This is a genomic window from Corynebacterium tuscaniense DNF00037, from assembly GCF_000759055.1.
GTDB classification, from domain to species: domain Bacteria; phylum Actinomycetota; class Actinomycetes; order Mycobacteriales; family Mycobacteriaceae; genus Corynebacterium; species Corynebacterium tuscaniense.
Genome location: NZ_JRNG01000018.1, coordinates 36399 through 49090 on the forward strand (window position 1 = coordinate 36399; position 12692 = coordinate 49090).

General features: G+C 59.2%; 16 protein-coding genes. 6 read left to right on the forward strand and 10 right to left on the reverse strand.

Annotated features, from left to right (window positions below; genetic code table 11):
- Positions 1–7: 7 nt before the first annotated feature.
- On the reverse strand, positions 8–856 hold the full coding sequence (gene rsmI, locus HMPREF2129_RS05115; protein WP_034664040.1) for a 16S rRNA (cytidine(1402)-2'-O)-methyltransferase: 849 nt from the start codon (positions 854–856) through the stop codon (positions 8–10).
- On the opposite strand from rsmI, the gene HMPREF2129_RS05120 reads away from it, so the two are divergent.
- Positions 747–2462 (forward strand): dolichyl-phosphate-mannose--protein mannosyltransferase, encoded by a 1716-nt coding sequence (locus HMPREF2129_RS05120; protein WP_408605821.1) that lies wholly within the window; start codon positions 747–749, stop codon positions 2460–2462. The genes rsmI and HMPREF2129_RS05120 overlap by 110 nt on opposite strands.
- On the opposite strand, the gene HMPREF2129_RS05125 is transcribed toward HMPREF2129_RS05120, so the two are convergent.
- Together HMPREF2129_RS05125 and HMPREF2129_RS05130 are read right to left on the reverse strand one after the other, a co-directional pair.
- Complete coding sequence (locus tag HMPREF2129_RS05125; RefSeq protein WP_034663970.1) at positions 2463–3116, reverse strand: zf-HC2 domain-containing protein; 654 nt, start codon at positions 3114–3116, stop codon at positions 2463–2465. It lies immediately after the preceding gene.
- Positions 3109–3516, reverse strand: coding sequence for a DoxX family protein (locus tag HMPREF2129_RS05130; protein WP_034663972.1), 408 nt, complete (start codon positions 3514–3516; stop codon positions 3109–3111). Before HMPREF2129_RS05130 ends, HMPREF2129_RS05125 begins: the two co-directional genes overlap by 8 nt.
- A 55-nt stretch (positions 3517–3571) precedes the next feature.
- Here HMPREF2129_RS05130 and HMPREF2129_RS05135 point away from each other — a divergent pair, with 55 nt between their 5' ends.
- Positions 3572–4096, forward strand: a complete 525-nt coding sequence (locus HMPREF2129_RS05135; protein WP_232218104.1) for a DNA-3-methyladenine glycosylase I — start codon at positions 3572–3574, stop codon at positions 4094–4096.
- On the opposite strand, the gene HMPREF2129_RS05140 is transcribed toward HMPREF2129_RS05135, so the two are convergent.
- The 5 genes from HMPREF2129_RS05140 to HMPREF2129_RS05160 form a co-directional block, all read right to left on the reverse strand.
- Positions 4086–4634 (reverse strand): hotdog fold domain-containing protein, encoded by a 549-nt coding sequence (locus tag HMPREF2129_RS05140; RefSeq protein WP_052092807.1) that lies wholly within the window; start codon positions 4632–4634, stop codon positions 4086–4088. The genes HMPREF2129_RS05135 and HMPREF2129_RS05140 overlap by 11 nt on opposite strands.
- A gap of 19 nt (positions 4635–4653) precedes the next feature.
- Entirely contained in the window at positions 4654–5730 is a 1077-nt protein-coding gene (gene sepX / locus HMPREF2129_RS05145) for a divisome protein SepX/GlpR (protein WP_034663974.1), read from the reverse strand.
- 101 nt (positions 5731–5831) lie between these two features.
- Positions 5832–6503, reverse strand: coding sequence for a GNAT family N-acetyltransferase (locus HMPREF2129_RS05150; protein ID WP_052092808.1), 672 nt, complete (start codon positions 6501–6503; stop codon positions 5832–5834).
- Positions 6504–6505: 2 nt separating this feature from the next.
- The gene (gene glp / locus HMPREF2129_RS05155; protein WP_034663977.1) at positions 6506–7789 is read right to left on the reverse strand and encodes a molybdotransferase-like divisome protein Glp; all 1284 of its coding nucleotides are present in this window, start codon (positions 7787–7789) and stop codon (positions 6506–6508) included.
- Positions 7790–7854: 65 nt separating this feature from the next.
- Complete coding sequence (locus tag HMPREF2129_RS05160; RefSeq protein ID WP_034663981.1) at positions 7855–8811, reverse strand: UTP--glucose-1-phosphate uridylyltransferase; 957 nt, start codon at positions 8809–8811, stop codon at positions 7855–7857.
- Positions 8812–8882: 71 nt separating this feature from the next.
- Between HMPREF2129_RS05160 and HMPREF2129_RS05165 the strand changes: the two genes are divergently transcribed.
- The 4 genes from HMPREF2129_RS05165 (at position 8883) to HMPREF2129_RS05180 (ending at position 11854) form a co-directional block, all read left to right on the forward strand.
- The gene (locus HMPREF2129_RS05165) at positions 8883–9446 is read left to right on the forward strand and encodes a 5-formyltetrahydrofolate cyclo-ligase (protein WP_034663986.1); all 564 of its coding nucleotides are present in this window, start codon (positions 8883–8885) and stop codon (positions 9444–9446) included.
- A 79-nt stretch (positions 9447–9525) separates the two neighbouring features.
- On the forward strand, positions 9526–10185 hold the full coding sequence (locus HMPREF2129_RS05170; RefSeq protein WP_034663990.1) for an SAF domain-containing protein: 660 nt from the start codon (positions 9526–9528) through the stop codon (positions 10183–10185).
- A gap of 119 nt (positions 10186–10304) precedes the next feature.
- Positions 10305–10715: a large-conductance mechanosensitive channel protein MscL gene (gene mscL, locus HMPREF2129_RS05175; protein WP_034663992.1), complete on the forward strand. Its 411-nt coding sequence runs from the start codon at positions 10305–10307 to the stop codon at positions 10713–10715.
- 158 nt (positions 10716–10873) lie between these two features.
- A complete protein-coding gene (locus tag HMPREF2129_RS05180; protein ID WP_034663994.1) occupies positions 10874–11854 on the forward strand; it encodes a diaminopimelate dehydrogenase in 981 nt (326 codons plus the stop codon).
- Here HMPREF2129_RS05180 and HMPREF2129_RS05185 read toward each other — a convergent pair.
- Positions 11851–12060: a hypothetical protein gene (locus HMPREF2129_RS05185; RefSeq protein WP_034663996.1), complete on the reverse strand. Its 210-nt coding sequence runs from the start codon at positions 12058–12060 to the stop codon at positions 11851–11853. The genes HMPREF2129_RS05180 and HMPREF2129_RS05185 overlap by 4 nt on opposite strands.
- A 25-nt stretch (positions 12061–12085) precedes the next feature.
- Positions 12086–12652, reverse strand: a complete 567-nt coding sequence (locus HMPREF2129_RS05190; RefSeq protein ID WP_034663999.1) for a MogA/MoaB family molybdenum cofactor biosynthesis protein — start codon at positions 12650–12652, stop codon at positions 12086–12088.
- Between the last annotated feature and the right edge of the window lie 40 nt (positions 12653–12692).

The window sequence follows — 12692 nt, forward strand, 5'->3', positions numbered from 1 at the left end:
TTGACGTTCACCCCCGTTTGTTGAGCGCGGCGTCGTAGAGGTCACCGACCTTCACTCCGGCTGATTTGGCCACTTCCTTGACGGCATCCTTCAAACGCACGCCGGCATCCACTTTGGCGAGGACCGCTTCCACCAAGTCTTCTTCGTCCGCGGGGGCCGGTGTGGAGTCCGCACCGTCAATGACAACGGTGATCTCACCACGCAGGCCATCAGCAGCCCACTCGGCAAGTTCAGCCAGGGTGCCACGGCGTACTTCTTCGTAGGTTTTGGTCAGCTCGCGACACACTGCTACTCGACGTTCGGAGCCGAGCACCTCAGCTGCATGGGCCAGAGTCATACCAATGCGATGAGGCGATTCAAAGAAACAAATTGCGCGCTTCTCCCCCTTCAGAGATTCCAGCCAGGTGGTGCGTGCACCGGATTTGCGGGGCGCAAAGCCATCAAAAATGAAACGGCCAACACCCAACCCCGACAATGCCAGCGCGGTAGTCACCGCCGATGGGCCCGGCAGGCAGGTGACCCGAACCCCAGCGTCATGTGCGGCGGACACGATCGAATGGCCAGGGTCAGACACAAGCGGCATGCCCGCGTCAGAGATGACCAGGACGAGGCCGGAGCGGGCGACGCGGATAAGCTCCTGAGCTCGCTGTTCCTCATTGTGATCAAAATTGGACACGACCTTGCCACGAATCTCCGCGCCCAGCGCTACGGCGAGCGAGCGGGTCCGGCGCGTGTCCTCAGCGGCGATGACATCTGCACGCTCAAGTGCTTCCACGAGACGCGGCGAGGCATCACGAATATTGCCTAGCGGAGTGGCTGCAACAAGAATGCCCGAGGCAACAAGCGAATCATCCATGGCAACAAGCTTAAGGGTGGGCAGTAAGATCACCAGCGTGAGTTCTGCCGTGAGTCTTGCCGTTAAATCCCCCGCGCCCACCGCCCCCGTCACCGTGTCGTGGACGCGCCGGGACACAATCACCACCGTTGTGATTGGCGTCATTGCGCTGTTCACCCGGTTTGTGGGCCTGACCATGGCGGATTCTAAGGGGACCCCGGTCTTCGACGAGAAGCACTACGCGCCGCAGGCATGGGACATTTTCGTTTCCTCGTTCAATCCGGTTTTGGGTGGAATTGAATCCAACCCTGGTTATGGCCTGGTGGTGCACCCACCGCTGGGCAAACAGTTGATGGCGCTCGGTGAGGCGATTTACGGCTATACCCCGCTGGGGTGGCGTGTCGTCGCCGCACTCTTCGGTTCTGCGGTGGTTGTGTTCACCATGTTGCTTGCGCGACGCTTGTCGCAATCCTGGTTGATCGCTTTGTTTGCGGGCATTCTCGCGCTTGTCGACGGCGTCTTGCTCGTCATCGGCCGCTTCGGCATGCTCGACGTGTTTATCTTGCTTCCCATCGTCATGGCGGCGTGGACACTGGCAGGTGACATGCGGCAAGTGCACCAGCGTCTGCACGACGCGTATGTGACCGGACGCATCGCCGAATCCGGTCCCTTCGGCCCTCGCCTGGGCTTCCGCTGGTGGCGCTTTGCCACGGGTGTATTGCTGGGATTAGCGCTGTCTGTGAAATGGTCTGGCCTGTACTACATCGCGTTCTTTGGCCTGCTGTCGTCCTTCTACGACCTGTGGCTGCGCCGCCGCTACGGGGTGGCCAAGCCGGTTGCGGGCACGCTTTTGCGTGATGTCCCCTCGGCGCTGGCCTCCATCGTACTCATCCCCGCGGTGCTGTACGTCTGGTCTTGGCGCGCTTGGTTCGCATCTGAGACATCCGTATACAGGCATTCGCTTGCCGACGGCACCATCGAAGGCTCCGACTGGTCCTGGCTCACCCAGCTGCCCGAACCAATCGCCGGCTGGTTCTACTACCACTTCTCCGTGCTGCGGTTCCACTCCGAGTTGACGAGCTCCGGCGGCCACTCCCACCCCTGGGATTCCAAACCGTGGTCCTGGCTAGTGGCTTCCCGGCCGATTCTCTACTACTCCTCTACCGGCATCGATTGCGCGGGCGGCCAAGAATGCCGCCGGATGATTTACCTCTTTGGCACCCCGGCAATCTGGTGGCTCACCGTGCCCATCCTCTTGTGGGCGATCTGGATGTGGATCTCCCGCGGTGACCGCCGTGTCATCCTGCCCCTCATCGGTTTCGCCGCTGGCTTCCTGCCGTGGCTGGCTGCGTTTGACCGCCAAATGTACTTCTTCTACGCCGCTCCCCTGGTGCCCTTCACTATCGTGCTCATCGCCCTGGCGTTGGGGAACCTTGCTCAGCGTGGCAAGCCCCTGCCACAGATGCGAAAGCTCGCCGGCTACGGCATGACGTCGGGGCAACTAGCTGTAGTGGTATACCTTGCCGTGGCTGTGGGTATGTTCTTGTACTTCTCCCCGATCCTTTACGGCTTTGTCATCCCCGATGGCTATTACTCGCAGATCATGTGGCTGCCGAGCTGGAGATAATTACTGTGGCCCAGCGCTGAGCGTGCGCAACGGGTTGGATGGCCCACGGTCCGCAACCCACATGAATACGAGTGCGACGCTGGTGAATAACAGCATGCCCAGGTGCAGCCACTGTGCTGGGGTGTCACCGGACACGGCATCCAACACAGCGAAGCCCACGGTAAACCCGAACATTGCTCCCACGATGAGCAGAACACCCGGAATCTGGTTGGGCTTCCACGCCACCAACAGGAGTGCTGCCGCGATGCCCACGCGGACGGCAGCCGAGCCGATGAGCAAGCTGGCCACTTCAGTGTCCAACTCCGCTGCACCGGAACCAGCGACGAGCTGACCTGCCCACAAGATGTACAGCACTGCCAGGATGGCAAGGATCACGCGGCCAATGCTCACCCCAAGGAGCCGGCGCGAGGCGAGTTTGTGAAATTCGGTTTCCACGCCAGCGTAAATCACGTCCGACAGGTCATCCGGCGGCGCCATAGAGCCATCTGCTTCGACAATGCTCAAGGAGCGTGACAATGCCAAGGAACGCTCCCAGAAGGACGAGCATTCGGCGCAATGGTCCAAGTGCGCATCAATGACGGAATTGTCCAGCCCGGTGTCTTCACCGTCGATACGCGCTGAAAGTGCTGCTTGTACCTCTGCGTGGCTAATCATCGATCAGCACCTTGTCCAAACTCGCCCGACCTGCTCCAAACACAACTATGAAAAGCAGGAGAAGAACCAAAACCAGCGGGTATTCCACGCCACCTTGTTCCGCGAAGAAGCCCGCATCCATGTGCACAAAATAGCCGGCACCGGCCACGAGCAGCGCCAACAGCGTGGCCACGATGGTGGTGAGCAGCCCAATAATCAGCAACGCCCCGCCGACGAGCTCCAATGATGCTGCGGTGTATGCCGCAAGCTTCGGTTGTGGCACTCCCGCTTGCGCGAATGTCGCCACTGTTCGCGCCATACCGTCGCCGACCCAATGCTGATATCCCCGTGCGATGAAAATAACACCCAGGGCAACACGTGCGATAAGCAGCGCAGCATCGCGCACAGCGTGGGTATTCATAAAAAACAGCCTACAACGTGGAACCAAATGGGCCCCTACAGCAGTCAAAGTAAGTATGACACTTTCACACTTTGAACTAGACACTCATCAAGACAACCAGCAGCAAGCCCTGACCCGACACATGACGCCGTTAGTTCAGGAGTATTTCGATACAGAATGGGGGAACCCTGTCACGACGGAAAAGGAAATGTTCGAGCTTCTCGGCCTAGAAGTTTTCGTCGTAGGTTTAAGTTGGAATCTGATTCTGCGCAAGCGTGATGCGCTGCGCCGCGCGATTTTCAACAACAGTATCGAAACAATCGCCAGGTGGGGTGAGGCGGATGTTGAAGCATTGCTTAGCGACGACACGATTATCCGCAACCGCCGCAAAATCAACGCCGTGATCACAAATGCCCAGGCTGCTCTGGCACTGCGGGACGAAGGAACGGACTTGGCGGAATTCTTGTGGTCTTTTGAGCCCACGCCCCAATCAGTGGAGGACACCAAGGAATTGGTGAAGGCACTGAAGGTGCGGGGCTTCACCATGCTGGGGCCAGTGACGGTGTTTGCGCTATTGCAATGCACCGGCATCACTTCTTAGCGGTCACCCACACGTCGATCTCGGCGGTGATGGGTTCCACGCCAGCATCGTCGACAAGCTGGCAGTCGATGGTGACCAGCTGACCGCCGGTCTCACGCGTAATGGTGGAAAAATCCGGGAAGTCTGCAGTGGCGGCGACGGTCAAGCCACCAGTGGACTTCTTCGGGTAATCCGCACGCATACCACGTGGAATCCAGCGGTGCGTATCTGGAACGGTGACCTCACACAGCAGACCCATCGCTGCTTCCGCGCCGTTCAAACCGGCAATCACATGGAAGGTGCCAATGTGGTTCTGCACACCCCACCACTTACCTAAACGCACAACACAACGGCCAGGAACCGCTTCCCGCACGCGCGGCATAACTGTGCGGAAGTACGGGGCCTTCACCATGTACAGGGCAGAGAACAACCCACGCTTGATAGTGGAATCGCTGAACTTCTCCCACAGAAGGGCCGTTGGGCCCGGGTTGTCATTCGTTGCGGTTGGCTTCGTTCCAGCAGTGGCCTCGGTGGAATCGGAGGTATTAGTTTGAGTCATACCCCGTGATGTTACTGGCTTAAGCGCTCTCGCGGACGCGTTCGGGGCCGTGGACATCAAAACCATCCCCGGAGAACTCTGGCAGGTTGGCAAAGTCCGCGCTCTCATCATCCAATTCCACAATCACTGCACCGGGGCGACGCATGTGGGCTGGCAGCGGTGCGCCCTCATCCGAGGAGACAACACCCAGTCGGGCGCGGCGCAGCTGGCGCAGGCGACGCTCACGCAGTGCACGCTCCTGATTGACCAAACTGCGTACAGCAGCCATGTACCAGACCAACAAAGCACCGGCGGCGAGTGGCGCCAACCATGCCCAACCACCAGTGATCAGTGCATAAATGAAGGCAACACCAGTGATGGTAATCAGCCCTAGCATGGTGCGCTCACGGCGACGTAGACGATCAGCGCGAGCACGCTTCTCCGCATCTGGTGTCCAACCGCCACGGCCACGGCTCGCGCGGGCGAGGGTGGCCTCGTCCAAATCTTCGACCACGTCGTCTGTTTTGTCTTCTACGACGCTCTCTACCGAGTCCTTTGCTGTGTCCTCAGAAACTGACTCCGCTTCCGGGATGTTCACCACAGTGGCGTAGCCGAAATCTTCAGGGGCAAGGTAGGAGTCGTCATAGTCATACTCCGCAGAGATACCCTCGGCCTCACCTAGCTCAGTATCGAGTTCAACGCCTGCGTCTACAGCCTCTGCTGGTTCTTCTGCCCTTTCTTTTGCACGGTCTTTCGAAGAGTCTTCTACAGGTTCTTCAGCAGGGACAGCATCGACAATGTTGGAACGAATGAAAAGTTTCTTCCAGGCAGGGGTAGCCGATGAGTCGTCGATAAGCACCGCTTCTGTGCTTTCTTCTTCGGGAACGACGACCTCATAGTCATCCACCTCATCGTGGTGGTGAATGTCTGCGGCCGTCACTCGCGGACGGCGACGAGTTTGAAGCGCGGCGGTGCCGCCCTCGTGGAGGACACGGGTCTCATCAAAGCCCTCACCGCTACGACGGATGGGCTTGGAATCCCCCAAGACCATCGGGGCGAGAACAATCGCCCACACAACCACGATGAGAACAATGATCAGGCTGAGGCTGCCTGACATGGGTCCACGACCTTTCCTTTACTGCGAAAATTGCTAGCTCGACACTAACCATCCACCGGCTGAAGTTGACCGCCCCACGCCGAGACACGCGCCAGTTTTTCTTAGATCCACAATCTGCCCTGCGCGGCTAAACGCTCCACCGCCGAGCCAGGCAGGTCATCAATGTTCTGCGCCACAAAATGGTGATCCCGCCAACGCCCATCAATATGGAGATTTTCCTTGAGGTATCCCTCCGTACGGAAACCGGCATTGGCCAGAACTTTCCCCGAGGCAGGATTATCAGGAAGGTATGTTGCCGTGACGCGGTGCATGCCCACGCGCGCGAAGGCATGATCAACGCCCAGAGCGCAGGCCACCGTGGCAATGCCGCGGCCACTAAAACGGGAATACACCCAGTATCCAATCCAGCACTCCCCCACGGCACCATGCTGGATGTTGCCCAAGGTGACTTGGCCGATGAAGTGGTCGCCATACTCAATGGCCAAAGGCACGACCATGCCGCTATTGGCGCAGCGCCGCAGATTCAACCAATTGGAACGCCAGGCTTCCGGGGAATGAGCGTCGCGCCACGTGCCCTGCACAGTGGGTTCGACAGGCCTTAACAGCGCCTCGTCGGTGATACGCATGCGCGACCAAGCAGCACCATCTGAACGTTTCAACGGACGAAGCCGTACCGGTACATCACCAACGTCACCACGAACAAAAACTGTCGGAGTCGCCTTGGGCCACCCCGGGTGGGCTTCACTGTGCGCCCAACCGATGAGACTCAGCATGGTTATGCCCGTTGCTGCAAGAACATCACGTCGACGACATCACCCGGGCGCACTTCCACCACGTCCGTGGGAATCCGGATCATCGCATTCGCCTCAGCCAAACCAGCAAGCAAATGCGCCGGACCGCCAGAAACGCCACCGATGTTGTCAACGAGGTAATCCCGCGTTTGAGCATCGCGCATGAGGCGAGCGCGGACAAAACCCAGGCGGCCCGGAATGGACTCAATGCGGTTCATGGATCGCGCCTTCACAATGCGTCGATTGAGCACGCGCTTGCCTAACGACGATCGGATGGCTGGCCGAATGAGCGCCTCAAACACCACGAGAGCACTCACAGCATTTGACGGCAACAAGAAGGCAGGAATGCGATCCTCCCCCACCAAGCCGAAACCCTGGGTAGAACCGGGGTGCATAGCCACACGCGTGGTATCAATATCGCCGAGCGCACCCAGTGCCTCTTGGACAGCTCGGGCGCTGGAACCGCCCACGGCGCCGGTGATGATGAGGAACTCGCTCTTCTGCGCGTGCACCGCAATCTGCTCTTTCAGGTGGCGTGGCTCCGCATTAATGATGCCCACGCGGGTGACATCCGCGCCCGCATCCTTTGCAGCTGCAGCCACAGCATAGGAACCAACATCAAAGACTTGGCCCAACCCCGGATCCCTATCAATATCCACCAGTTCTAAGCCATAGGACATGACAGTTACGCGGGGACGCGGATACACCAGCACCTTGTCGCGGCCGGCGGCAGCCAGGAGACCGATCTGTGCCGGGCCAAGAACAGCGCCGGCACGCACCGCGATATCCCCCGGTTGAATGTCATCGCCTTCACGGCGGATGAAATCACCCGAACGCACTGGGCGGTGCGGGGTCACGCGGCGGCGGCCACGGTCGGACCACTCAAGGGGCAAAACTGCATCAGCCAAGGTGGGCAGGGGTGCCCCCGTAGCCACGCGCACAGCCTGGCGGGGTTGGAGGCGCAACGGTTTTTGACTTCCAGCAGCCACTTCACCCACCACGGGCAGGGACGTATCAGGGTCGCTCTGGGCTGGAGCGTCATCGCTTTCAACCGGTGCACGATTACTCAGCGACTGCGCACCACCCACATCAACCGCACGCACCGCATAACCATCCACGGCAGCCTGCGCAAATCCAGGCAGCGAGCGCGTTGCCTGCACTTCCTCCGCGCACATAAGACCCAGCGCATCGGTGATGCCAATGCGGATCGGTGAAGGCGTCATCGTGGCATCAACAATGATGTCTAACTGCTCTTCAACGCTGCGCATTCCGCCACCCTTCCGCTGGCCGCTGACAATCTTTCAATTACACGTCAACTTAATTACACGTCAATTTAGTCGGTGCCGGCGAGGTGCGGGTTCTCCGACTCGAAATCCTTCAGGATCTGCTTGATTGACTTATACAGGGCTGGGCCGTACTTCTCATGGCGCAGACCAAAATCAACATTGGCTGGAATGTAGCCCGCTGGATTACCCAGGTCATGGCGCTTACCGTCGTGCACTACCACGTGCACCGGGTGACCTTCACTGATCATCAGCTCAATCGCATCGGTGAGCTGTAGCTCCCCACCCTTACCAGGCGTGATACGGCGTAAAGCATCAAAGATGCCACGATCCAGCAAGTAACGGCCGGTGGCAACAAACGTGGACGGCGCATCTTCCGGCTCCGGCTTCTCCACCATGCCCACCACACGCTTCACCTTTTCCGGGTCCACACCCTCAGCGGCATCCACCTCGCGGACATCAAAAACGCCGTAGTTGAATACTTCCTCCGGACTGACCACAAAGGCACACAGCACCGAGCCGCCAAGCTTGGCGCGCACATCCACCATCTTTTCCATGACCCCGGTGGGCAGAACCAAGTCATCCGGCAGCATGACGGCCACCGCATCCTCATCATCATCCAGGATCGCCTCAGCGCAGCCGACCGCATGGCCAAGACCGAGTGGTTCTTCTTGCACGACTGCCTGGGCGGTAATGATCTCCGCCGCACGAGCAACCTTTCGCGCCTGCTCATCCTTGCCGCGCGCCCACAAGGTCTCTTTCAGGTGATCAAAATTGCCAAAGTGCTCCATCACCTCGCCTTTACCCGGCGCGGTCACAACAGCAAGGCGCTGTGCACCGAGCTGGGCGGCCTCTTCCGCAATGAGCTCAATTCCGGGGGTGTCCACCACCGGCAGCAATTCTTTCGGCACTGTTTTTGTGGCGGGCAGGAACCGGGTACCCATTCCAGCTGCGGGAACAACAACGGTTTTCACGCCCACCTGGGGGGCCGAGGAGGAATTGCGCATGAATGGATAGTCTACCTGTGAGACGGCACTAAACCTGGAATCAGCTGGGTGTGTAGGGAAAGAGGGATGTCATGGATTCAAAGACTGCTGTTCGCGCCACCACGCGTGGTGCGCGTGAGGCGCTTGAGCAAAAGATGCTTATCGACGTCCCCCTGGTCACCCACCTTCTCACCCACCTGCGCACCTTGTCCCCCCACCGCGTTGCCGCCTATTCCCCATTGCCCACTGAGCCGGGTGGGACGGCGCTGCTGCCTGCACTGGTGGAGGAAGGCTATGAGGTTCTACTGCCGGTCACGCTTGCTGGCGGCGAGCTGCAGTGGGCGGTGTACATACCAGGTGAGTTGGCTCCCGGTGAGTTTTATGACATTGCCGAGCCCACTGGCCCGCGCCTGCCCTCGACTGTGTTGAGCACGTGTGACGTGATCATTGTTCCGGCCTTAGGCGTGGACCGGACTGGGGTGCGTCTTGGCCAGGGCGCTGGCTACTACGATCGCGCGCTCCTCTACGCACCCCACCGGCCACGCATCGCGTTGGTCTATGACAATGAGGTGCACGATTCTTTGCCAGCTGACCCCCATGATCAGCCAGTTAACACCGCAGTCACGCCCTCTGGGGTGGTGTCTTTCCCGTCCTAGCGGGGCATGATTAGGGGTTTGCTAAAAATTTTTGGGGTCCCGGGGAACCAAACCGGGTGCTGAAGCAGTCAAAGAGAGTATGGCACTTTCTACCTTTTTTTCATCCTTCTCCGTTCTTTCCACTCCCGGCTACCGGAGGTCCCTGCTTCTGCGACGCGTCATGGCCATCCTGCTTGTTGTCTGTGCTGCTCTTCTTGCCTTAAGTGGGCGAGCAACCAGAGACCCCCAGGTGGTTGTATTCGCCCGAGACGTCGGACCCGGTGATGTGCTTGACGCCGATGATGTGGAGCTGCGTTCCCTGCCCAGGCAGTTTGTCCCCGATAATGCGCTGGCGGACCGAACGAAAGCTGAAGGGCAGGTGATTGCTGCGGCGGCTTCTGCTGGTGAGGTACTCACCACGACGCGCATCACGGGCCCTGACCTTGTGAGCTCCGTGGCCCAAGCACGTGGGGAGGATCCCAGCGCTTTCACCCTCGTGCCCGTGAAACTTGCTGAACCCGACATCGTGCCCATGCTGCACCACGGTGATGAAGTGTCCGTGGTCACAACAGCAGATGCTGCGGCTGATGTGACGGCGCGGACTATTGCCACGGGCGGCACTGTCATCACCGCGGGCAGCGGTGAGGCACAGACCGGTGTACTGCTGCTTTTGCGAAATGAAGACGCGGAGAACGTTGCCGCATCTTCCCTGACTTTGCCACTAACAGTGGTGCTTACCGGCGGGCGTCACCGCGGTTAGTCACCGCCAATCGCAGCCCTCACCTAGCTTTGTCGCCCACAATGTAGTAATTTCTTTCGCCGTTGGGGGGAACAATATTCCCACCTATTTTTTACCTACCAATTTCTCAAGGAGAGAGAATGCTTAAGGGCTTTAAAGATTTCATCATGCGTGGCAACGTCATCGACCTGGCAGTCGGTGTTGTGATCGGTGCTGCTTTCACCGCGATCGTGACCTCGTTCTCTGACAACATCATCAACCCGCTGATTGCCTCCCTCGGTGGCGCAGACTTCTCCGGCCTGGGCGTCCACATCATCAGTGGCAACGATGCAACCTTCGTTGACTTCGGTGCACTCATCACCGCTGTGATTAACTTCCTGCTCATCGCCGCAGTGGTCTACTTCATCATCGTCGCACCGATGAACAAGCTGGATGAGGCTCAGAAGCGCCGCAAGGGCGTCACCGAAGATGCCCCGGCTCCAACCGAGCAGGAACTGCTCGCCGAGATCCGCGACCTGCTGGCTAACCAGAAAGGCACCCGCCAGCTCTAATCCCTGAAATACGGGAAACGTTTGCGGGCCGCTCCACTCCTTGGGGCGGTCCGTTTTTGCTCCCCTTTTACAGATTTTCTCCGGCAGACGGTGAATTTCTGGAAGAATCATTACGCACAAATAATTCACACATCGTTATGTAGGAAGGACTCCCCCGCATGATTCGTACCGCCATCATCGGCTACGGCAACCTGGGCCGCAGTGTTGAACAAGTTATTGCTGCGCAGCCCGACATGGAACTCGTCGGCGTGTTCTCACGCCGTGACTCCCTGGATACGGACGCGCGTGTGTTGCCGGCGGGGGATGCACAAGAGCATAAAGACGAGGTCGACGTACTGTTCGTCTGCCTGGGAAGTGCCACCGATGTGCCGGAACAGGGCCCTGAATTGGCCAAGCATTTCACCACGGTGGACACATACGACAACCACCATGAGATCCCGGCATACCGCGCAGCGATGGATACATCCGCACGCGATGGTGGCAACATCGCGATGATTTCTACTGGCTGGGATCCAGGCCTGTTTTCTTTGAACCGTGTGCTTGGTGGTGCGGTGCTGCCGGGCGCCAACCAGATGACATTTTGGGGTCCGGGTCTGTCGCAGGGACACTCTGATGCTGTGCGGCGCGTGCCCGGTGTGCTTAAAGGGGTGCAGTACACCAAGCCGAACCCGGAGGCGGTTGAGGCCGTCAAGCGTGGTGAGGGCGCAGACCTGAAGAGTAATGAGTGCCATCTACGCCACTGCTTCGTGGTAGCTGAGGAGACGGGTGATGCTGCGAAGGATGAGAAGCTGAAGGAGCAGATCCGCGAAACCATCGTGACCATGCCGGACTACTTCGCACCGTACGAGACAATCGTGGAGTTCATCACCGAGGCTGAGTTTGAGCGCGACCACCAAGGCATGCCACACGGCGGTCAGGTGATCACCCGTGGCCAGTCCGGCACCTCCGGCCACGTGATTGAGTTTGGCTTGGAGTTGGAGCGCAACCCTGATTTCACCGCTGCCGTGCAGGTTGCCTACGGTCGCGCTGCATGGCGTATGAAGCAGGCTGGTGAAATTGGTGCACGCACCGTTTTCGAGGTAGCACCGTACTTGCTGTCTGCGGAACCGTTGGACGATCTAGTGGCGAAGAAGCTCTAATCCCCGTAGTGCGGGGGGCGTTCCTCGCGGTAGCGGGCAGCGTCATCCAGTTCAGCTAGTTCTGGCGGGCCGTCTTCATCCAATTGGACCACACGGGCACCGTCCCAATCAGCGGACTGCTCCACCTGGTGGGGGTTGGGGCGGTCCGCTGTTCTGTCGTAATCAGTAGCGCTGGAAAGCCGCCGCACGCGGCGCCGCTTTTTCATGAGCCTCGGTTCCTCTGCCGGATGCTTACTGCACGCTGTACTTGCGTAGCTCTTCGATGAGGTGGGCAACAAGCGATGCAATGGTTGACACACCGTCGCGGATGGCAGCTCGGGATGGCGCTAGGTTCACAATCACCGTGGAACCGGACACACCGCAAATACCACGGGAGGTACACGCGTCCACGGCACCACAGGCCTGACCGGAGGAGCGCACAGCTTGCGCGACGCCGGGAACCATCTGGTCAATGACAGCCCGAGTAGCCTCCGGCACTTTGTCGCGCGGACCCACGCCGGTGCCACCAACGGTGACCACCAAATCCACGCCACCCACAACAGCGGTTTCAATGACCTTGCGGATCTCGGATTTCTTCGATTTCACGCTGACCACGCCATCGACTTTGAAACCAATTTCCTGCAGGAGCTCGTAGACCAAACGATCCGAGCCTTCATCAATCGCCCCACCCTGCTTGTGGTCGCTGACAAGCACAGCGATCGCACACGGCTGTACCGGCAGTCCTTCTTCCGCCTCTGCAGCAAGGAGGACTTCCTCATCGGGCTCACTGATGTCAAGCGCGTCGAGTGTGTTGGACATGGCGGGCTCCTCGTTGTGGGTGCACCAGTTGTTACTGATG